The following is a 19,787-nucleotide window of genomic DNA, read 5'->3' as shown; positions in this document are numbered from 1 at the left end:
TGCACCTTAAGTCTATACCAGCGGCGCAGATTTCACCGGAAAGTCAGGTTCAGGCGTGCTCAGGGTACGTCGTAGCCCAGCGCCGCCTTGCGGATGCGGAACCACTGCTGACGCGTCATATCCAGCTCCTCAGCCACAAGCGCAGCGCGGACGCGCTCAATTTTGCCGGAGCCAATAATTGGCAGCGGTTTAGACGGCAGGCGCAGGATCCAGGCGTAAACCACCTGCTCGATACTCTCCGCATTCAGTTCGCGCGCCACCGTTTCAAGCTCGTTACGCAGCGGCTGGAATGCCTCATCGTTAAACAGGCGGCCGCCTCCCAGACAGGACCATGCCATTGGACGGATGCGCAGCTGTTGCAGTTGGTCGAGCGTGCCATCCAGCAGCAGCGGCTGATGAACAGGCGAGATCTCCACCTGATTCGTCGCCAGCGTAAACGGCAGGCGAGACTGCAATAGCGCAAACTGTGCCGGGGTGAAGTTAGACACGCCAAAATGGCGCACTTTGCCGCTCTGGTGCAGCGTCAGGAAGGCTTCCGCGACCTCATCCGCATCCATCAACGGATCGGGTCGGTGGATCAGCAGCAGGTCGATACGATCGGTGGCCAGGTTAATCAGTGACTGCTCGGCGCTTTTAACGATATGCGCGCTGTCAGTGATGTAATGCCCAAGCGCATGCTCCGGTTTTGCTGTGGTGGCAATACCGCATTTGGTCACAATCTCCATACGTTCACGCAGCGCCGGCGCACGCTTCAGCGCTTCGCCAAAGGCAGCCTCGCACTGATAGCCGCCATAAATATCAGCGTGATCGACGGTGGTGATCCCGAGATCGAGATGCTCTTCTATAAAGTCCGCCAGCTGGACCGGAGACATATTCCAGTCCATAAGGCGCCAGTAGCCCATAACAAATCGGGAGAATTCCGGGCCCTGCGGGGCAAGGGTAATACGCTGAACCATAACATTTTCCTCAAGGAAGTCATGTCACCAGTATACGCAATTACCCTGCTAAAACAGTGAAGGTTGCTGAGGTTCTTCGCTTTCAACCGCTTTGTTTGCACGAATTTTACGCAGCAGACGCTGTCGACAGAGCCGTAAGACCTCCTGCTTTTGCGCGTCGCTGAAATTTTGCCAGTTAAAACGTTCATCGCGCGTGCGCATGCAGCCACGACAGTATCCTCGTTCATCTACCTGGCAAATACCCCGGCACGGGCTCTGGACAGGGAAAAACTCCAGTTGCTCTGCCACACCTACCTCCAGAACGTCATTATTCCCTACAGTGAAGACCCTAAATGGCTTACATGCAAGGATGACCCCCACATACAGGGCATTAAGGTTTCGCTAATCTTCCCTTCTTATACTCGCCGCATTGATATAACGAATGGTCTGGTCATCATGTGGTTCACTAAAAAGTTACACTGTAACGATATAAAATTTACTCTGGGCTGTGCACTTTTCTTCACCGTACTGAATGCACTGTTTATCCAGCGCAGCTGGTCAATCATTGCGCCTGCGCATCTGCACGATCTCCTGTTTGCTGCCAGCGTGCCGCTGGTGCTGTTCTGCGGCTGGGTGATTGTCTTCAGCCTGCTGAATATTCCCTTTATTCGCAAGCCGCTCATGATTGTCCTGACCCTGGGATGCGCCGCCGCAACCTGGTTTATGTATACCTATGGCACGGTTATCGATCAGAACATGATTGTGAACGTGTTCGAAACTAATTCCCAGGAAGCGACTGCCCTGGTGACGCCGCAGATGATCCTGTGGCTGGTCGTTGCGGGTCTGGTTCCATCGATTATTTTAGCCCTGACGCGCATTCGCACCGGAAAATGGTGGTATGCCCTCCTGACGCGTGTCGCCGCTATGCTGGGCGCGCTGCTGGTGATCATCCTGGTCGCGGCGGTGTTTTATAAAGACTATGCTTCTCTGTTCCGCAATAACAAAAGCATCGTCAAAATGGTTACCCCGGCGAATTACGTGAGCGCCGTGGTGAAATACAGCAAAATGCGCTGGTTTGCCGGCGACCAGACGCTGGTCCGCATTGGCGAGGATGCTCATAAAGGCGCGCTGATTTCCAGCCAACGCAAGAAAACCGTGCTGATTGTGGTGGTGGGCGAAGCCTCCCGCGCCGCAAACTACTCGTTAAATGGTTACCCGCGTGAAACCAACCCCGAGCTGAAAAAGCAGGATGTCATCAACTTCCCCCAGGCCTCCTCCTGTGGCACGGAAACCGCCGTTTCCGTCCCCTGCATGTTCTCCGGCATGACGCGGAAAAAATATGACGCGGACCTCGCCCATCACCAGGAAGGTCTGCTCGATGTACTTAACCATGCCGGTTTCAACCTGCTGTGGCGCGACAACGACGGCGGGTGTAAAGGCGCCTGCGACCGCGTGCCGCACACGGACATGACCCAGTGGAAACTGGATCAGTTCTGTAAGGACAAATCCTGTATCGACGACGTCAACCTCTACCGTCTGGACAACGTACTGGATGGAATAAAGCAGGATACGGTTCTGGTTATTCATCTGATGGGCAGCCACGGTCCGGCCTACTACAACCGTTATCCGGACAGCTTTCGCAAGTTCACCCCAACCTGCGATACCAATGAAATTCAGGATTGCGATCATCAGTCGCTGATCAATACCTATGACAACTCGATTTTGTATACCGACAGCGTGGTCAGCCGAACCATCGACGCGCTAAAAGCCCGGCAGGCCAACATGAACACGGCGCTCATTTACCTCTCCGATCACGGTGAATCGCTGGGTGAAAGCGGAATTTACCTGCACGGTACGCCGTATATGCTGGCCCCGGAGCAGCAAACGCATATTCCGTTTATGTTCTGGCTCTCCCCGGATTATGCGAAAAACTTCGGCGTAAACACGGTTTGCCTGCGTGACCATGCCGCAAAAGAGGCGGTTTCACAGGACAATTTATTCGCCACCGTTCTGGGCATGATGGACGTGAAATCAGCGGTTTATCAACCGCAGCTGGATATTCTGTCGCAATGTCGTCGCTAAGCGTGCTTGCATTAGACCGAACGGTCTATTAGAGTAAGGGCATGAGCAGACACACTGAACACGATACACGAGAACATTTGCTGGCTACCGGCGAGCGCCTTTGCATGCATCGCGGGTTTACCGGTATGGGGCTGAGCGAGTTGTTAAAAACCGCTGAAGTACCTAAGGGATCGTTTTATCACTATTTTCGATCCAAAGAGGCGTTCGGCGTTGCCATGCTGGAGCGGCACTACGCCAGCTACCATCAGCGCCTGGCAACCCACTTCGCCAGCGGTGAAGGTGACTACCGGGATCGTGTTCTGAACTACTATCAGGAAACGCTGACGCAGTTCTGTCAGCAGGGCATCATCAGCGGCTGCCTGACGGTAAAACTGTCTGCCGAAGTGTGCGATCTCTCCGAAGATATGCGCACCGCAATGGATAAAGGGGCCAGCGGCGTTATTGCCCTGTTGGCTCAGGCGCTGGAGAGCGGGCGCAATGAAAAAACGCTCTCCTTCTCCGGCGATCCGCTCACGCAGGCACAGGTGCTCTATTCCCTCTGGTTAGGCGCCAACCTGCAAGCAAAAATGTCTCGCAGCGCCGTGCCGCTCGAAAGCGCGCTGGCGCATGTGAAAAACTGTATTACCGCGCCTGGCGTGTAGCCGGCGTTTTTATTTACCCTTTTACTAGTCGACTGGTCTACTCAGGAGCCGTTATGTCCGCTGAAAAGCTGTTTACCCCACTGAAAGTGGGTGCCGTTACTGCCCCAAACCGCGTGTTTATGGCCCCACTTACCCGTCTGCGCAGCATCGAGCCGGGCGATATCCCAACGCCATTGATGGGTGAGTATTACCGCCAGCGCGCCAGCGCGGGCCTGATTATCTCCGAAGCCACGCAGATTTCTGCTCAGGCAAAAGGCTACGCCGGTGCACCGGGTCTGCACAGCCCGGAACAGATCGCCGCGTGGAAAAAAATCACCGCAGGCGTGCATGCTGAAGATGGCCGTATTGCGGTTCAGCTGTGGCACACCGGTCGTATCTCACACAGCAGCATCCAGCCTGGCGGTCAGGCGCCGGTTTCTGCCTCTGCCCTGAACGCCAATACCCGCACTTCCCTGCGCGATGAAAACGGTAATGCGATCCGCGTCGACACCACCACGCCACGCGCGCTGGAGCTGGACGAGATCCCGGGTATCGTGAATGATTTCCGTCAGGCCGTCGCCAACGCCCGGGAAGCGGGCTTCGACCTGGTTGAGCTTCACTCTGCGCACGGTTACCTGCTGCATCAGTTCCTGTCCCCGTCTTCCAACCAGCGTACCGACCAGTACGGCGGCAGCGTTGAAAACCGCGCGCGTCTGGTGCTTGAAGTGGTGGATGCTGTCTGTAATGAGTGGAGCGCAGACCGCATTGGTATTCGTGTCTCCCCGATCGGTACTTTCCAGAACGTCGACAACGGTCCGAACGAAGAAGCAGACGCGCTGTATCTGATTGAAGAGCTGGCGAAACGCGGTATCGCCTATCTGCACATGTCCGAGCCGGACTGGGCAGGTGGCAAGCCTTACAGTGAAGCCTTCCGTCAGAAAGTGCGCGAGCGCTTCCACGGCGTGATTATCGGGGCGGGTGCGTATACGGCAGAGAAAGCCGAGGATTTGATCGGTAAAGGCCTGATCGACGCAGTGGCCTTTGGCCGTGACTACATTGCTAACCCGGATCTGGTTGCCCGTTTGCAGAAGAAAGCCGAACTGAACCCGCAGCGCCCTGAAAGTTTCTATGGCGGCGGCGCGGAAGGTTATACCGACTACCCTTCACTGTAATCCCGCTTTGTACATTGATAGCGGCGACCTTTCGCCGCTATACTAAAACATCGTTTCTGTTCAAAAAGATAATCCATTCCACTGGTTAATGAGGAAATTATGCGCCTACTTCACACCATGCTGCGCGTTGGCGACCTGCAACGTTCCATCGATTTCTACACTAACGTTCTGGGCATGAAGCTGCTGCGCACCAGCGAAAATCCGGAATATAAATACTCCCTGGCGTTTGTCGGTTACGGCCCGGAATCTGATGAAGCGGTCATCGAGCTGACCTACAACTGGGGCGTGGACAGCTACGAGCTGGGTACAGCTTACGGCCACATCGCGCTGGAAGTGGATAACGCCGCCGAAGCCTGCGAACGTATCCGCAGCAATGGCGGTAACGTCACCCGTGAAGCCGGTCCGGTTAAAGGCGGTACCACCGTAATTGCGTTTGTGGAAGATCCGGACGGTTATAAAATCGAACTGATCGAAGCCAAAGACGCTGGTCGCGGCCTGGGCAATTGATCCCGCAGGGCGCACTTTGCGCCCGTTGTTTTGCTGCATCCCCTCTCAAAATTTGCCATAATGCGCACTGCTTTTTCCCCCTTGTAAGAGACCCTGATGTCCGATAACGCTCAATTTACCGGTCTGTGCGACCGTTTTCGTGGTTTTTATCCCGTTGTCATTGATGTTGAAACAGCCGGATTTAACGCTAAAACCGATGCGCTGCTTGAGATTGCCGCCATCACGCTGAAGATGGATGAACAGGGCTGGCTTGTACCGGACACCACGCTGCATTTCCACGTTGAACCCTTTGAAGGGGCAAACTTACAGCCAGAGGCGCTGGCCTTTAACGGTATCGATCCGACAAACCCGCTGCGCGGGGCGGTAAGCGAATACGAGGCGCTGCACGCCATTTTCAAAATGGTGCGCAAAGGCATGAAAGAGAATGACTGTAGCCGCGCCATTATGGTGGCCCACAATGCCACCTTTGATCACAGCTTCACTATGGCTGCCGCCGAGCGTGCCTCGCTCAAGCGTAATCCATTCCATCCGTTTGTGACCTTCGACACCGCCGCGCTGAGCGGCCTGGCGCTGGGGCAAACCGTGCTCTCTAAAGCCTGCATCACGGCGGGTATTGCGTTTGACGGCACCCAGGCGCATTCCGCGTTATACGACACCGAGCGTACGGCGGAGCTGTTCTGTGAGATCGTCAACCGCTGGAAACGTCTCGGCGGCTGGCCGCTGCCGATGGGCGACGAGGCCGATCTTCAATCGTAGGTTGGGTAATCAATAGCCCCACAGGACAAAAAAAAGCGACCAACATAATGTGGTCGCTTTTTTATATCCGCAGAAAACTTACTCTGCGTCCGGCTCTTCGGTTTTATACTTCGCCGCAGTCTCTTTGATCAGCTGTTGCAGTTCGCCGCGCTGATACATTTCAATCAGGATGTCGCATCCGCCGACCAGTTCACCATCAACCCACAGCTGTGGGAAGGTCGGCCAGTTGGCGTATTTTGGCAGTTCAGCGCGAATGTCCGGGTTTTGCAGGATATCAACGTAAGCAAAACGCTCACCACAGGCGGACAGTGCCTGAACCGCTTGCGCGGAGAAGCCGCAGCTTGGCAGCTTCGGAGAACCTTTCATGTACAGGAGAATCGGGTTTTCAGCGATCTGGCGCTGAATTTTTTCAATAGTGGTGCTCATGTCTTGCTTCCTTTAACTTCTGTTACGGCATCAGTCTGACATTGTAGCGGGTCAGGCCGACATCGGAAAATAACATTTTTGTCACGTCTAATTATATTATCGCTTATCGCATAAAGTTGCATTGCTAATGTCGTTTATCCCCAGACGAGGTGCGGTTTTGCTTAAGGAGCGAACAGGAGTGCGTCAGAATGGTGAATTTTTTTGCACTTGCTAACGAAACATAATTTTTGAATGAAAAATGCTATTAACTTCTTCTGAATTTATGGATTAGAATCGACAGGTTTTGTAAATCTCACGCGGGTATGCATTGTGGCCTGCATTTATCAGGGGACTGCCCAGTGGCGCGGATAACTAAAATCTCGATGACGCTCTGTGCTTTACTGTTTACCACACTCTCATTTACGCCAGCGGCGAACGCCTCTGAACAGGCGCGGCATTCTGCTGTACAAAAATCGCATCTGGCAAAAACCACAGAACGTAAGAAAAAAACCACCAGTAAAACAGTAAAGAAGAAAACCACCGCTCAGACCAAAAAGACCGCCTCCAGTAAACCCAAAACTCTCCGTTCCGGCACGCACAAAACCACCCGCACGACCGCCAGCCTGGTGAATGAAAAATGCACCGTGCGCAAAGGCCATAAAACGAAATGCGCAAAAGTGACGAAGCTGGCTGACGTGCATAAAGCGCGTATGCAGAAAGCGCAAAAAACGGCGATGAACAAACTGATGGGGCAAATAGGTAAACCCTATCGCTGGGGTGGCACCTCTCCGCGCACCGGTTTTGACTGTAGTGGGCTGGTTTATTATGCCTATAAAGATCTGGTGAAGTTTCGCATTCCACGCACCGCCAATGAGATGTACCATCTGCGCGACGCCGCGCCTGTAAACCGTGGCGAACTGCAAAATGGCGACCTGGTGTTCTTCCGCACCCAGGGACGCGGTACGGCCGATCACGTTGGGGTGTATGTGGGTAACGGTAAATTTATCCAGTCACCGCGCAGCGGTCAGGACATTCAGATCACCTCTCTCAGCGAAGATTATTGGGTGCGCCACTATGTGGGTGCGCGCCGCGTGATGACGCCAAAAACCATTCGCTAAACCCTGCCCTGCCGCCTCCATGGCAGGGTAAGTTCCTCTTTTGCATACCCTTTCAATTTGCTATTCTGTCCTTGTTGTCTGTAGGGTTATTGGCAACGTATAAAACTATAAGGAGAGAAGCAATGTCGTTCGAATTACCTGCACTACCGTATGCAAAAGACGCCCTGGCCCCGCATATTTCCGCGGAAACCCTGGAATACCATTACGGCAAGCATCACCAGACCTATGTCACCAACCTGAATAACCTGATCAAGGGCACCGATTTTGAAGGCAAAACGCTGGAAGAGATCGTGCGCAGTTCAGACGGTGGCGTATTCAACAACGCCGCTCAGGTGTGGAACCACACCTTCTACTGGCACTGCCTGGCCCCAAACGCAGGCGGAGAACCTGCCGGTGAGCTGGCGGCAGCGATTAACGCCGCGTTCGGCAGTTTCGCGGATTTTAAAGCGAAGTTTACTGACGCAGCCGTTAAAAACTTTGGCTCCGGCTGGACCTGGCTGGTAAAAGAGGCTGATGGCAAACTGGCTATCGTTTCCACTTCTAATGCGGGTACCCCTCTGACCACCAGCGCCACGCCGCTGATGACCGTGGACGTATGGGAACACGCCTATTACATTGATTACCGTAATGCGCGCCCGAACTACCTGGAACACTTCTGGGCACTGGTTAACTGGGAATTTGTTGCGAAGAACTTCGCCGCGTAAGAGACACGCAGAAGGGGCAGCCCTTCTGCGTTTTTGTTTATTCCGCCGTACACACCGCTTCAGGCTGTTTACGACCAGACATCATCACCAGCAGCAGGCCGAGTGCAGCAATGATCGCCCCCATCACCGGCACAAAGCTGTAACCCAAACCACCGGAGATCACCGCCCCGCCCGCTGCGGCCCCCAGCGCATTGCCCAGGTTAAACGCACCGATATTCACCGACGAAGAGAGCCCCGGCGCTTCGTGCGCAACGCGCATTACGCGCATCTGCAACGGTGGCACCACGGCAAAGGTTGCGGCGCCCCACACCACCATGGCAATCGCGGCCCCCACTTCGTTACGCGCCAGCCACGGGATCGCCACCATGATGACAATCAGCAGCGTTAAAAAACCTTTCAGCGTACCGCTGACGGAGCGGTCGGCAAATTTCCCGCCGAGATAGTTGCCAATCGAGAACCCGACACCAATCAGCACCAGCATCGCGGTAACAAAGAGTGGCGTTGCGTGGGTAATGTCGTGCAACACCGGGGAGATATAGGTGTAGAGCGTAAACATCGCCCCCGCCCCCAGCACCGTGGTGAGCAGCGCGGACAACACCTGAGGACGCATCAGCACCGCCAGCTCTTTACGTACTTCCGGACGTTCTCCCGCACTTCCTTTCGGCAGTGAGAAGAACAGCGCAACCATCGCGACCACGCCCAGTCCGGCGGTTGCGAGGAAAGACATACGCCAGCCGATGGCTTCTCCCAGCCAGGTGGCAGCGGGAACGCCGCCGATATTAGCGATGGTGAGGCCCATAAACATAGTGGCTACCGCGCTGGCCTGCTTATGTTTTGGCACCACACTGGCGGCGACAACCGAGCCCAGTCCGAAGAAGGCGCCATGGTTGAGGCTGGTCAGAATGCGCGAAAGCATCAGAGTGGTGTAATCGGGCGAAATCGCGGAAAGCACATTTCCGAGGGTGAAAATCGCCATCAGGAAAATCAGCGCATTGCGGCGAGCGCGGTGCGAAAGCAGCAGCGTCATCAGCGGCGCGCCCACCATCACGCCAATCGCGTAGGCGCTAATTAACATACCAGCCGCAGGGATAGAGACATCCACACCCCGGGCGATAACAGGCAATAACCCCATCGGGGAGAATTCAGTGGTGCCAATCCCAAAGGCGCCAATCGCCAGGGCCAGCAGGGGAAAATTGATTTTCATGAAGAGACTCCGGATACCGTGCCATAACCCGGCACAGAACTAAGAAGTCAAAAGCATGACATCAATCACAAAAAATGAGAAGTTAACATTTTGGCAAAAGATTTTTGCCGGAGAGGTAACAATAGCAGCAAGAGAGGGAGAAAGTTCTCCCTCCGCCTGAATCAGTGCAGTGCAGCGGTTAAACCACCGGCAACAATCAGAGCAAGAACAACAATGGTGGTAAACAGCGAAAACTTCAGATCGGTACTCATCAATTTTTCTCCTTTTATTCACCCTACGAAAAGTGAGCTTGCTCATTTTTACACAGTTCAGGTCAAAAATCTTCCAGGATTTAAACGGATATCCACTTTACCTCTTCCCCTTTTCATCAAGATAGGACAAAATTCCACGCTAAATTTATTAGCGTACCGGCCACTGACCCCCTCCTGACGTCCTGTGTCGTTTTCCCGGCGTGTCGCAACTCATGTTTGCGTGATAAGGGTGAGAGAAGGCAAACGTTTACCTTCAATTTTTTCAGGAGCTTAGGATATGGTCTGGAGTGACATTTAATGGCAACAATTAAAGACGTAGCAAAACGCGCAAACGTTTCCACTACAACCGTATCACATGTTATTAACAAAACGCGTTTCGTCGCTGAAGAGACGCGTAATGCCGTCTGGGCGGCAATCAAAGAACTGCACTACTCGCCAAGTGCCGTCGCCCGCAGCCTGAAGGTTAATCACACCAAATCGATTGGCCTGCTGGCCACCAGCAGTGAAGCGGCCTACTTTGCTGAAATCATCGAAGCCGTTGAAAAAAACTGCTTCCAGAAAGGCTATACCCTGATTCTGGGCAACGCGTGGAACAACATTGAAAAACAGCGCGCTTACCTGTCAATGATGGCGCAAAAGCGCGTCGACGGCCTGCTGGTAATGTGTTCTGAATACCCTGAGTCGGTCCTTTCCATGCTGGAAGAGTATCGCCACATTCCGATGGTGGTCATGGACTGGGGCGAAGCGCGCGCAGACTTCACCGACTCCGTTATTGATAACGCCTTTGAAGGCGGCTACATGGCGGGGCGTTATCTGGTAGAACGCGGTCATCGTGAAATTGGCGTGATCCCGGGTCCGCTGGAGCGTAACACCGGAGCTGGCCGTCTGGCCGGTTTCATGAAAGCGATGGAAGAGGCGCTGATCACCGTGCCGGAAAACTGGATTGTTCAGGGCGACTTCGAGCCGGAGTCGGGCTATCGCGCCATGCAGCAGATCGTCTCCCAGCCGCATCGCCCTACCGCGGTGTTCTGCGGCGGCGACATCATGGCGATGGGCGCGCTCTGCGCGGCGGATGAACTCGGCCTGCGCGTCCCGCAGGATATCTCGGTGATCGGCTATGACAACGTGCGCAACGCCCGCTTCTTTACCCCGGCGCTGACCACCATTCACCAGCCGAAAGATTCGCTGGGTGAAACGGCCTTCAACATGCTGCTGGACAGGATCGTCAACAAGCGTGAACAGTCCCAGTCCATTGAAGTTCACCCGCGCCTGATTGAACGCCGTTCCGTTGCGGACGGTCCGTTCCGCGACTACCGTCGTTAATCACTTTACGGGGCCAGCTATGCTGGTTCCCGCAACCACTCCCGGTTCAGCGTTTCGCTGTCGCCCAGATAATCCAGCAGCCAGGCCATGGCGGGCGAGACGTCGTTTTGCTGCCACGTCAGACAGCACGCGGCATCCGGGAAGGGGTTTTCCAGCGTCAGAGCCACCCACTCTCCCGCGTCGATGCGCGGGCGCGCAAAATGCACCGGCACCATGCCAACGCACAGCCCCGCGCTCAGACAGGTGGCCGACGACTCCCAGTCCGGCGCGACCACGCGGCGCTGATTATCCAGCAGCCAGGTAATGCGCTTGGGCAGCGAGCGGGAGGTATCTTCCAGCACCAGCGAGGGCCAGTTGCGTAAGGTGTCATCGCTCAGCGGACCTTCCTGCGCCGCCAGCGGGTGATCGCGCGCGACCACGCAGGTCCAGCTCAGCATGCCCATGTCGCGAAACGCGTAGCGCCCCCCAACCGGGATCGCCTGGGTTGCACCAATCGCCATCTCCGCCCTGCCGTCCGCCAGCGCATCCCAGACGCCGTTGAACACTTCCTGCGAAACACGCAGTTCGACGTCGGTAAAATGACGATAGAAATCGACGATCATCTGCCGGGTCCGTTCCGGCTTAACGATGTTATCCACCGCGATAGCGAGATGCCCGCGCCAGCCGTTGGCGATCTGCTGGCACTGCTCACGGGTGATCTGCATTTTTTTGATAACAGACCGCCCTTCCTTCAAAAACCACGCGCCGGCAGGCGTGAGCTCCACGTCGCGATGGCGCCGCTCGAACAGCGGGACCGCCAGCCACGCTTCCAGCTGGCGCACCGTATAGCTGATAGCCGAGGGAACGCGATGCAGCTCCTGGGCGGCACCGGTAAAGCTGCCGTTACGCGCCACGGCATCAACCACTTCAAGGGAATAATCTGACCACATCTTTAGCCTGCAAATTTTTTGAATGCACCCGCCAAATATTAGCGTTTCACAAGCCGCTTTGCACTCCCTACACTCTGCGCCAACGTACACCTGCCTCCTCAGGAGAAAAAAAGTGCAACCCAGGAAAGGATTTTTAGTCTGGCTCGGCGGCTTAAGCGTGCTGGGCTTTTTGGCGACCGATATGTATCTGCCCGCGTTCGCCGCGATGCAGGAAGATTTGCAAACCCCTGCCGCCGCCATCAGCGCCAGTTTAAGTTTGTTCCTCGCCGGCTTTGCTTTTGCGCAATTGCTGTGGGGGCCGCTCTCGGATCGTTTCGGCCGTAAGCCCGTCCTGTTGTTGGGTCTGGCGATTTTTGCCGTAGGCTGTCTGGGCATGCTGTGGGTCCGCGATGCCGCCTGGCTGCTGGCGCTGCGCTTTATTCAGGCGGTCGGTGTCTGCGCCGCAGCGGTGACCTGGCAGGCGCTGGTGACCGATTACTACCCCGCCTCGCGCACTAACCGCATATTCGCCACTATTATGCCGCTGGTCGGCCTGTCGCCGGCGCTTGCCCCGTTACTGGGCAGCTGGATCCTGGCGCATTTCGACTGGCAGGCCATTTTCGCCACGCTCTTTGCTATTACGCTGGTCCTGATGCTGCCTGCTTTCGGGCTTAAACCTGCGCATAAAAAAGAGACGCATCCGGACGCAAAGCCCATCACCTTTACCTCTTTACTGCGGTCGAAAGCCTATCGCGGTAACGTGCTGATTTATGCTGCCTGCTCTGCCAGCTTCTTTGCCTGGCTAACCGGTTCGCCGTTCATTCTGCATGACATGGGCTACAGCCCGGCGGCTATCGGCCTGAGCTATGTACCACAGACCATCGCCTTCCTGGTGGGTGGCTATGGCTGTCGCGCCGCGCTGCAAAAATGGGAAGGCCAACAGATGCTGCCCTGGCTGCTGGTTTTGTATGCGCTAAGCGTGATTGCGACCTGGGCTGTCGGCTTTATACCCGGCGCCGGGCTTGCAGAAATTTTGATTCCGTTCTGCGTCATGGCGATCGCTAACGGGGCCATCTACCCTATTGTTGTAGCCCAGGCGTTGCGTCTATTTCCGCAGGCGACAGGCCGCGCTGCCGCGCTGCAAAATACCCTGCAACTTGGCCTGTGCTTCCTGGCAAGTCTCGTGGTCTCTGCGTTGATTGCAACCCCGCTGCTCACCACTACCAGCGTGATGCTGGTCACCGTTGCGCTGTCGGGTTTGGGCTATCGCATGCAGTCCTCAGCCCATCGCGAGCAGAGTGAAAACGCGCAGACAGAAACGTCGCACGCCTGATTGCGCGGGAAACTATGTTAAATACCAGTGATTAGGTTGCTAACAATTTTCTGTTGAATCACCAAATTTTGCGGCCTATACTAAATTTGGTTCGATTAAATACGATAAATATTAAGTGTTAACGGGAGCCGGAGCGCTCCCGTTTTACCATGGAAGGCATTTCGGCAAGGGTTATCTCCCTTCCTCTGTTCTACGTCGGATATTAGCCTCGCGGGCATTTACCGTGAGATTTCTCACAAACCAAAAAAGCGTCTACGCTGTTTTAAGGTTCTGATCACAGCAAGGTGATGGAGAAGCTATGAGTTCATCGTGTATAGAAGAAGTCAGCGTTCCGGACGATAACTGGTCCCGGATCGTCAGTGAACTATTGGGACGTGCGGGCATTACGATTAATGGCTCATCCCCCTCCGATCCCCAGATAAAGCATCCCGATTTTTTCAAACGCGTGTTACAGGAGGGGTCGTTAGGGCTGGGTGAAAGCTATATGGACGGCTGGTGGGAGTGTGAGCGGCTGGATATGTTCTTCTCCAGCGTATTACGCGCCGGTCTTGAAAAACAGCTCCCTCGTCATTTCAAAGATACCTTACGTATCGCCTCCGCCCGCCTGTTCAATCTGCAAAGTAAAAAACGGGCGTGGATCGTCGGTAAAGAGCATTACGATCTTGGCAACGATCTGTTCAGCCGTATGCTCGATCCTTTCATGCAGTACTCCTGCGGATACTGGAAAAAAGCGACGACCCTGGAAGAGGCGCAGCAGGACAAGCTGCAACTGATCTGCGATAAATTGCAGTTACAGCCCGGTATGCGTGTGCTGGACATCGGCTGTGGCTGGGGTGGTCTTGCCTGGTTTATGGCGAAAAATTACGGCGTCAGCGTAGTCGGCGTCACGATTTCCGCTGAACAGCAGAAGATGGCGCAGGAACGCTGTCTGGGTCTGGATGTTGATATTCGGCTTCAGGACTACCGCGACCTGAACGAGCAGTTCGATCGCATTGTTTCCGTAGGTATGTTCGAGCACGTGGGGCCGAAGAACTACAAGACTTACTTCGAGGTCGCCGATCGTAACCTGAAGCCTGAGGGAATTTTCCTGCTACACACCATCGGCTCTAAACGCACCGATAACAATGTGGATCCCTGGATCAACAAATATATCTTCCCGAATGGCTGTTTACCCTCTGTTCGCCAGATTGCGAACGCCAGCGAACCGCATTTTATTGTGGAAGACTGGCATAACTTCGGCGCAGATTACGACACCACCCTGATGGCCTGGCATGAACGTTTCCAGGCTGCATGGCCTGAAATCGCCGACAACTATTCGGAACGATTCAAACGGATGTTTAGCTATTATCTGAATGCCTGTGCGGGCGCGTTCCGTGCGCGGGATATACAGCTTTGGCAGGTGGTGTTTAGTCGTGGGATTGAGCACGGTTTGCGTGTGGCTCGCTGAAAAAATAACCCCGGTTAACCGGGGTTATTTTTTATTCTTCTTCCATGGTTTTAATTATCGCCGCCTCTTTCGCCGCCAGTACGCGCTCAACGGTATCCACGACCGCCTGGGTCTGGGGATCAATTTCGATATTTACGCGCTGCCCCAGTTTTTTTGCGCCAAGCGTAGTACGTTGCAGCGTTTCAGGAATTAAATGCACGCAAAAACGCGTTGGCGTCACTTCACCGACGGTCAGACTAATCCCATCGATGCCAATAAATCCTTTATAAAGGATGTATTTCATTAATGACGGATCCTGCACCTTAAACCAGATTTGACGGTTATTTTCCGAGGTCACGATTTTCGCCACTTCTGCGGTGGTCATAATATGGCCCGACATCAGATGCCCGCCAATCTCATCGCTGAATTTCGCCGCGCGTTCCACGTTGACGATATCTCCCACCACCAGCTCACCCAGGTTAGTGATACGCAGCGTCTCTTTCATTAAATCAAAGCTAATCTGGTTACCGTTAATTTCGGTCACCGTCAGGCAGCAGCCGTTATGCGCTATCGACGCCCCGGTTTCAATGCCGTCGAGCATATATTCAGGCAGCTCAACTACGTGAGTGCGGAAATTCGGTTTTTCATCAATGGACACCACTTTGGCAGTGCCCTGCACAATACCAGTAAACATGCTTACAGCTCCTGTTCATTCCGAACGGCGATGACACCGTATAATTCCACCACAATAACAGTTGAAAAAACAGGTTGCCAGTGATGCGCAATTTCTGGCGATTTTTTCACTAGATAATTAGTTAAACCCCGCTACAATAGCTGGCATCCCTCTGTTTTTTCTTCTTGCTGCCAGTAACGGCGGCCTTTTTAGTCTCTCAAATAACTACAATACAAAGGTGTTCACGTGCAGAAGTATATGATCGAAGCGCGTCAGTTATTGGCACTGGCCATACCGGTGATCGTCGCGCAGGTAGCCCAAACCGCAATGGGATTTGTGGATACGGTAATGGCCGGTGGTTACAGCGCCACCGATATGGCCGCCGTGGCGATCGGAACCTCAATCTGGCTTCCGGCCATTCTTTTTGGTCACGGCCTGCTGCTGGCGCTGACGCCCGTTATCGCGCAGCTTAACGGCTCCGGTCGACGCGACCGCGTGGCCCATCAGGTGCGCCAGGGCTTCTGGCTGGCCGGGGGTGTCTCCGTCCTGATTATGATCGTCCTGTGGAACGCCGGGTATATTATTCGCGCCATGCATAATATCGACCCGGCGCTGGCGGATAAGGCGGTCGGTTATCTGCGCGCCCTGCTCTGGGGCGCGCCCGGCTATCTGTTCTTCCAGGTGGCACGTAACCAGTGTGAAGGGCTGGCAAAAACCAAGCCGGGCATGGTGATGGGCTTTATCGGCTTGCTGGTGAACATTCCCGTGAACTATATCTTCATTTACGGTCATTTTGGCATGCCGGAACTCGGCGGCGTGGGCTGCGGCGTGGCAACGGCTGCGGTGTACTGGGTGATGTTCGGCTGTATGCTCACCTACATTAAACATGCGCGATCCATGCGTGACATTCGTAACGACACCTCGTTCAGCGCACCTGACTGGACGCTCATGACCCGTCTCATTCAGCTGGGGTTACCCATTGCGCTGGCGCTGTTCTTCGAAGTGACGCTGTTTGCCGTCGTCGCCCTGCTGGTCTCGCCGTTAGGGATTATTGATGTCGCAGGACACCAGATCGCCCTGAACTTCAGCTCTTTGATGTTCGTCCTGCCGATGTCCCTGGCTGCCGCGGTGACGATTCGCGTGGGCTTCCGTCTGGGGCAAGGCTCGACGCTGGACGCGCAAACGGCAGCCCGCACCGGCCTCGGCGTCGGCGTCTGCATGGCAGTCTGTACCGCGCTCTTTACCGTGCTGTTGCGTGAGCAAATTGCCCTGCTCTATAACGACAACCCGGAGGTAGTGACCCTGGCCTCGCATCTGATGCTGCTGGCGGCCATTTATCAGATCTCTGACTCCATCCAGGTAATTGGCAGCGGCGTGCTGCGTGGGTATAAAGATACGCGTTCCATCTTCTTCATCACCTTTATCGCTTACTGGGTGCTGGGTCTGCCGTGCGGGTACATTCTGGCGCTCACGGATCTGGTGGTGGATCGCATGGGGCCAGCCGGATTCTGGATGGGCTTTATCATCGGCTTAACGTCTGCGGCCATTATGATGATGCTGCGTATGCGCTTCCTGCAACGTCAGCCGTCTGCGGTAATTTTGCAGCGCGCTGCACGTTAATGACACAGTAGCCGCCGGCTGGCGGCTACTTTCTCTTCACTTTGCGCGGTAATGAAGCAATCGCGTGAAATCAGAGAGAAAAATGCATTTTCCCTCTTGCCACCTTGGGGCTGTGCCGCTAATATTCGTCCCCGTTGTCACCGACAACACAATGCGTTCATAGCTCAGTTGGTTAGAGCACCACCTTGACATGGTGGGGGTCGTTGGTTCGAGTCCAATTGAACGCACCATTCTGCGTCCGTAGCTCAGTTGGTTAGAGCACCACCTTGACATGGTGGGGGTCGGTGGTTCGAGTCCACTCGGACGCACCATTTCAGTCCTGAAATGGTGCAAAATTCCTCTTCTAAACGTCTTAATTTTTTTCTTCATTGAATGATTTAACCTTTCTCCTGCTACGCTTATTTTATGGTTCAGAAATGCAGGAACGCTTTCGATGAAAAAAATCGCCATTATCGGCTCAGGTCCAACAGGGATTTATACCTTTTACTCACTTCTTAACAACGCAGCACCGCTTTCGATCACCGTGTTCGAAAAGGCAGACCAACCCGGTGTCGGGATGCCCTACAGCGACGAGGATAATTCCCGGCTGATGCTGGCGAACATCGCCAGTATCGAAATCCCGCCCATTTTTATTACCTATCTCGACTGGCTCAAACAGCAGAGTGCGGCCCATCTTGCCCGCTATAACGTCGATAGTGAGAAACTGCACGACCGGCAATTCCTGCCGCGTATTCTGTTGGGTGAATATTTTCACGATCGGTTTCTCGCCGTCGTTGCTGAGGCGAAAAAGTCGGGCTTTCATGTCGAGGTGCACCCCAACGCAGAAGTCACGGATATTAAGGCTGATGCAGACGGCGTGGCCCTTTCAGTGAACGATGCCCCTTTCTCAAGGCGGTTTGATCTTGCGGTTGTTGCCACCGGCCACGTCTGGCCTGATGAAGATGAAACCACCCGCGCATATTTCCCAAGCCCATGGTCAGGGCTGATGGACGCGGAGGTCCGAGCCTGTGAGGTGGGGATCATGGGTACCTCCCTCAGCGGGCTGGACGCTGCAATGGCGGTTGTGATGCAGCATGGCCGGTTTAGCGGGGAGCAGTTCGTTGTCAATAAAGGCAGCGAAGGGCTAAAAATCACGCTGATGTCCCGCACGGGCGTTCTGCCGGAGGCCGACTTTTACTGCCCTATCCCTTATGAACCGCTGTCCGTGTTAACGGAGTCTGTGGCGGAAAGTGAAATCGCCAAAGGCCCGGACGGGCTGCTTGACCGCATCTTTGCGCTGATGGTGAAAGAGCTCGAGCTGGCCGATCCGCGCTGGTGCCAGGCGATATCGCTCGGTACGCTGAATGCCGACACGCTTCGTGATGTCTGGTTTGAGGATCGTAAAAAGCATGGCCCTTTCACCTGGGCCGAAGCGAATCTGAAAGAAGTGGAGCGCAACAAGCGCGAAAAACGCACCGTTGCCTGGCGCTATACCGTGCTTCGTCTGCATGAAGTGGTTCAGGCCATCGTCCCTTCACTCAGTGAGCATGACAGAGAGCGGTTTAAATCCGGGCTGGAGCGTGTGTTTATCGATAATTATGCCGCCATTCCACCGCAGTCTATCCGCCGTTTACTGGCGCTGCGCGAGGCAGGGATCATTAGCGTGGTCGCACTCGGTGATGATTACGACCTGGATATCGGCAGCGATCAGACCGTCATCACCACGGCAGAAAAGCGTTACCGCTTCGACGTGTTTATTGATGCGCGCGGGCAAAAGCCGCTCAGAAACAAGGACATTCCCTTCCCCACCCTGCGTAAACAGCTTGCGGAAACCGGCGATGACGTCCCGGATGTGGGGGAAGACTATACGTTGCTGGCGCCTGCATCACTGCGGGGGCGCATCGCTTTTGGGGCGATCCCCTGGCTGATGCACGATCATCCCTTTGTTCAGGGTTTGTCTGAGTGCGCTGAAATTGGTAAAGCGATGGCGAAAGCGGCTGGAAAACCTGCGACAGGCGTGCGAAGGAAGTTACCATTCATGGAATTTTAACAGAGCTTCCCTGCCCTGCGGGGTCGGGTTACTCGAAGAAGACGTCCGGGTTTTCCGACAGCGACACGAACGATTTAGTGTTCTTGTCCAGGGCAAGGATTTTGCCGCTTTCGATGTCATATACCCAGCCGTGCAGGCGAATGGCGTTGTTGCGCAGGCCTACCGCCACCGACGGATGGGTCTTGATATTGCTCAGCTGCGCAAAGACGTTCTCCTGCACCATCGCATTCACCTTATCGATTGGCTTATCCCATGTTTTCTTCTCAACCACCGCTTTTGCCGCATCAGAATAGCGCAGCCAGTGGGAAACGGCCGGCATCGGCTCCAGATCGGCGTTGTCAGCAATCGCCTTCATTGCGCCGCAGTTGGAGTGGCCGCAAATAACGATATCGGTCACGCCCAGGGCAACAACAGCATATTCGATGGTCGCAGAGACACCGCCAGGCTCCGGCCCGAACGGAGGCACAATGTTGCCCGCGTTTCGAATGACAAAGAGCTGTCCTGGCTCCTGTTGCGTAACCAGTTCCGGAACCAGACGGCTGTCGGAGCAGGAGATGAACAGCGCTTTGGGATTCTGACTGGACGCTAAACTACGAAAAAGCTCTTTACGTTGCGGGAAAATCTCTTTTTGAAAGCTGAGAAAACCTTCAATGATATGTTGCATAGCCATTTCTCTTTTATCTGTTTTAATTTAGGTATGATCGCGATCACACTCGTAAAA

Annotated in this window: 20 protein-coding genes and 2 tRNA genes; 14 read left to right on the top strand and 8 right to left on the bottom strand. The window is 54.7% G+C overall.

Annotation, left to right across the window (positions count from 1 at the left end; translation table 11 throughout):
- Window positions 1-59 precede the first annotated feature (59 nt).
- Both L379_RS13065 and L379_RS0124005 read right to left on the bottom strand, forming a co-directional pair.
- Window positions 60-956: an aldo/keto reductase gene (locus tag L379_RS13065; protein ID WP_015570678.1), complete on the bottom strand. Its 897-nt coding sequence runs from the start codon at window positions 954-956 to the stop codon at window positions 60-62.
- Window positions 957-1,004: 48 nt separating this feature from the next.
- The gene (locus L379_RS0124005; RefSeq protein ID WP_017384600.1) at window positions 1,005-1,244 is read right to left on the bottom strand and encodes a DUF1289 domain-containing protein; all 240 of its coding nucleotides are present in this window, start codon (window positions 1,242-1,244) and stop codon (window positions 1,005-1,007) included.
- 147 nt (window positions 1,245-1,391) lie between these two features.
- Here L379_RS0124005 and eptA point away from each other — a divergent pair, with 147 nt between their 5' ends.
- The 5 genes from eptA (at window position 1,392) to rnt (ending at window position 6,072) form a co-directional block, all read left to right on the top strand.
- Complete coding sequence (gene eptA / locus L379_RS13070) at window positions 1,392-3,017, top strand: phosphoethanolamine transferase EptA (RefSeq protein WP_015570680.1); 1,626 nt, start codon at window positions 1,392-1,394, stop codon at window positions 3,015-3,017.
- 41 nt (window positions 3,018-3,058) lie between these two features.
- Window positions 3,059-3,658, top strand: coding sequence for a TetR/AcrR family transcriptional regulator (locus tag L379_RS13075; RefSeq protein WP_017384602.1), 600 nt, complete (start codon window positions 3,059-3,061; stop codon window positions 3,656-3,658).
- Window positions 3,659-3,711: 53 nt separating this feature from the next.
- On the top strand, window positions 3,712-4,809 hold the full coding sequence (locus L379_RS13080) for an alkene reductase (protein WP_015570682.1): 1,098 nt from the start codon (window positions 3,712-3,714) through the stop codon (window positions 4,807-4,809).
- A 99-nt stretch (window positions 4,810-4,908) separates the two neighbouring features.
- A complete protein-coding gene (gene gloA / locus L379_RS13085; protein ID WP_003857623.1) occupies window positions 4,909-5,316 on the top strand; it encodes a lactoylglutathione lyase in 408 nt (135 codons plus the stop codon).
- Window positions 5,317-5,412: 96 nt separating this feature from the next.
- Window positions 5,413-6,072 (top strand): ribonuclease T, encoded by a 660-nt coding sequence (rnt, locus tag L379_RS13090; protein WP_003857625.1) that lies wholly within the window; start codon window positions 5,413-5,415, stop codon window positions 6,070-6,072.
- Window positions 6,073-6,150: 78 nt separating this feature from the next.
- Here rnt and grxD read toward each other — a convergent pair whose 3' ends face one another.
- On the bottom strand, window positions 6,151-6,498 hold the full coding sequence (gene grxD / locus L379_RS13095) for a monothiol glutaredoxin 4 (RefSeq protein ID WP_003832760.1): 348 nt from the start codon (window positions 6,496-6,498) through the stop codon (window positions 6,151-6,153).
- Window positions 6,499-6,836: 338 nt separating this feature from the next.
- Here grxD and L379_RS13100 point away from each other — a divergent pair, with 338 nt between their 5' ends.
- Together L379_RS13100 and sodB are read left to right on the top strand one after the other, a co-directional pair.
- Window positions 6,837-7,595, top strand: a complete 759-nt coding sequence (locus tag L379_RS13100) for a C40 family peptidase (protein WP_017384605.1) — start codon at window positions 6,837-6,839, stop codon at window positions 7,593-7,595.
- A 122-nt stretch (window positions 7,596-7,717) separates the two neighbouring features.
- Window positions 7,718-8,299 carry a superoxide dismutase [Fe] gene (sodB, locus tag L379_RS13105; protein ID WP_017384606.1) on the top strand — a complete coding sequence of 194 codons (582 nt, stop codon included), beginning with the start codon at window positions 7,718-7,720 and terminating at the stop codon, window positions 8,297-8,299.
- 37 nt (window positions 8,300-8,336) lie between these two features.
- Here the strand turns inward: sodB and L379_RS13110 are convergent, their stop codons facing one another.
- Both L379_RS13110 and L379_RS25855 read right to left on the bottom strand, forming a co-directional pair.
- The gene (locus L379_RS13110; RefSeq protein WP_017384607.1) at window positions 8,337-9,503 is read right to left on the bottom strand and encodes an MFS transporter; all 1,167 of its coding nucleotides are present in this window, start codon (window positions 9,501-9,503) and stop codon (window positions 8,337-8,339) included.
- Between the two features lie 161 nt (window positions 9,504-9,664).
- Entirely contained in the window at window positions 9,665-9,754 is a 90-nt protein-coding gene (locus L379_RS25855; protein WP_003857632.1) for a cytochrome bd-I oxidase subunit CydH, read from the bottom strand.
- Between the two features lie 297 nt (window positions 9,755-10,051).
- Here L379_RS25855 and purR point away from each other — a divergent pair, with 297 nt between their 5' ends.
- A complete protein-coding gene (gene purR / locus L379_RS13120) occupies window positions 10,052-11,077 on the top strand; it encodes an HTH-type transcriptional repressor PurR (RefSeq protein WP_003857634.1) in 1,026 nt (341 codons plus the stop codon).
- Between the two features lie 17 nt (window positions 11,078-11,094).
- Here the strand turns inward: purR and punR are convergent, their stop codons facing one another.
- The gene (punR, locus tag L379_RS13125) at window positions 11,095-12,006 is read right to left on the bottom strand and encodes a DNA-binding transcriptional activator PunR (RefSeq protein ID WP_032653345.1); all 912 of its coding nucleotides are present in this window, start codon (window positions 12,004-12,006) and stop codon (window positions 11,095-11,097) included.
- Window positions 12,007-12,118: 112 nt separating this feature from the next.
- Here punR and punC point away from each other — a divergent pair, with 112 nt between their 5' ends.
- Window positions 12,119-13,318: a purine nucleoside transporter PunC gene (punC, locus tag L379_RS13130; RefSeq protein ID WP_032653342.1), complete on the top strand. Its 1,200-nt coding sequence runs from the start codon at window positions 12,119-12,121 to the stop codon at window positions 13,316-13,318.
- A gap of 298 nt (window positions 13,319-13,616) precedes the next feature.
- The gene (gene cfa / locus L379_RS13135; RefSeq protein ID WP_032653339.1) at window positions 13,617-14,765 is read left to right on the top strand and encodes a cyclopropane fatty acyl phospholipid synthase; all 1,149 of its coding nucleotides are present in this window, start codon (window positions 13,617-13,619) and stop codon (window positions 14,763-14,765) included.
- A gap of 31 nt (window positions 14,766-14,796) precedes the next feature.
- Here cfa and L379_RS13140 read toward each other — a convergent pair whose 3' ends face one another.
- Entirely contained in the window at window positions 14,797-15,438 is a 642-nt protein-coding gene (locus tag L379_RS13140; protein ID WP_015570688.1) for a riboflavin synthase, read from the bottom strand.
- A gap of 225 nt (window positions 15,439-15,663) precedes the next feature.
- On the opposite strand from L379_RS13140, the gene mdtK reads away from it, so the two are divergent.
- From mdtK to L379_RS13160, 4 genes are all read left to right on the top strand, one after another.
- Window positions 15,664-17,037 carry an MdtK family multidrug efflux MATE transporter gene (gene mdtK / locus L379_RS13145; RefSeq protein WP_017384611.1) on the top strand — a complete coding sequence of 458 codons (1,374 nt, stop codon included), beginning with the start codon at window positions 15,664-15,666 and terminating at the stop codon, window positions 17,035-17,037.
- A gap of 153 nt (window positions 17,038-17,190) precedes the next feature.
- A tRNA-Val gene (locus L379_RS13150) sits at window positions 17,191-17,267 on the top strand.
- A gap of 4 nt (window positions 17,268-17,271) precedes the next feature.
- Window positions 17,272-17,348 (top strand) — tRNA-Val (locus L379_RS13155).
- 122 nt (window positions 17,349-17,470) lie between these two features.
- On the top strand, window positions 17,471-19,066 hold the full coding sequence (locus tag L379_RS13160; RefSeq protein ID WP_032653336.1) for an FAD-NAD(P)-binding protein: 1,596 nt from the start codon (window positions 17,471-17,473) through the stop codon (window positions 19,064-19,066).
- Window positions 19,067-19,094: 28 nt separating this feature from the next.
- Here L379_RS13160 and L379_RS13165 read toward each other — a convergent pair whose 3' ends face one another.
- A complete protein-coding gene (locus L379_RS13165; protein ID WP_015570694.1) occupies window positions 19,095-19,730 on the bottom strand; it encodes a carbonic anhydrase in 636 nt (211 codons plus the stop codon).
- Window positions 19,731-19,787 lie beyond the last annotated feature (57 nt).

Origin of the sequence: Enterobacter sp. MGH 33, from assembly GCF_000534535.1 — a bacterium.
GTDB classification, from domain to species: Bacteria; Pseudomonadota; Gammaproteobacteria; order Enterobacterales; family Enterobacteriaceae; genus Enterobacter; species Enterobacter hormaechei_C.
This window is presented reverse-complemented; position numbering and strand designations above follow the sequence as displayed.

Bases quoted from the DNA above. Each gene is read 5' to 3' on its own strand.
- L379_RS13065 (WP_015570678.1), bottom strand. From the start codon at position 956: ATGGTTCAGCGTATTACCCTTGCCCCGCAGGGCCCGGAATTCTCCCGA.
- eptA (WP_015570680.1), top strand. From the start codon at position 1,392: ATGTGGTTCACTAAAAAGTTACACTGTAACGATATAAAATTTACTCTG.
- L379_RS13075 (WP_017384602.1), top strand. From the start codon at position 3,059: ATGAGCAGACACACTGAACACGATACACGAGAACATTTGCTGGCTACC.
- L379_RS13080 (WP_015570682.1), top strand. From the start codon at position 3,712: ATGTCCGCTGAAAAGCTGTTTACCCCACTGAAAGTGGGTGCCGTTACT.
- gloA (WP_003857623.1), top strand. From the start codon at position 4,909: ATGCGCCTACTTCACACCATGCTGCGCGTTGGCGACCTGCAACGTTCC.
- rnt (WP_003857625.1), top strand. From the start codon at position 5,413: ATGTCCGATAACGCTCAATTTACCGGTCTGTGCGACCGTTTTCGTGGT.
- grxD (WP_003832760.1), bottom strand. From the start codon at position 6,498: ATGAGCACCACTATTGAAAAAATTCAGCGCCAGATCGCTGAAAACCCG.
- sodB (WP_017384606.1), top strand. From the start codon at position 7,718: ATGTCGTTCGAATTACCTGCACTACCGTATGCAAAAGACGCCCTGGCC.
- L379_RS13110 (WP_017384607.1), bottom strand. From the start codon at position 9,503: ATGAAAATCAATTTTCCCCTGCTGGCCCTGGCGATTGGCGCCTTTGGG.
- L379_RS25855 (WP_003857632.1), bottom strand. From the start codon at position 9,754: ATGAGTACCGATCTGAAGTTTTCGCTGTTTACCACCATTGTTGTTCTT.
- purR (WP_003857634.1), top strand. From the start codon at position 10,052: ATGGCAACAATTAAAGACGTAGCAAAACGCGCAAACGTTTCCACTACA.
- punR (WP_032653345.1), bottom strand. From the start codon at position 12,006: ATGTGGTCAGATTATTCCCTTGAAGTGGTTGATGCCGTGGCGCGTAAC.
- cfa (WP_032653339.1), top strand. From the start codon at position 13,617: ATGAGTTCATCGTGTATAGAAGAAGTCAGCGTTCCGGACGATAACTGG.
- L379_RS13140 (WP_015570688.1), bottom strand. From the start codon at position 15,438: ATGTTTACTGGTATTGTGCAGGGCACTGCCAAAGTGGTGTCCATTGAT.
- L379_RS13160 (WP_032653336.1), top strand. From the start codon at position 17,471: ATGAAAAAAATCGCCATTATCGGCTCAGGTCCAACAGGGATTTATACC.
- L379_RS13165 (WP_015570694.1), bottom strand. From the start codon at position 19,730: ATGCAACATATCATTGAAGGTTTTCTCAGCTTTCAAAAAGAGATTTTC.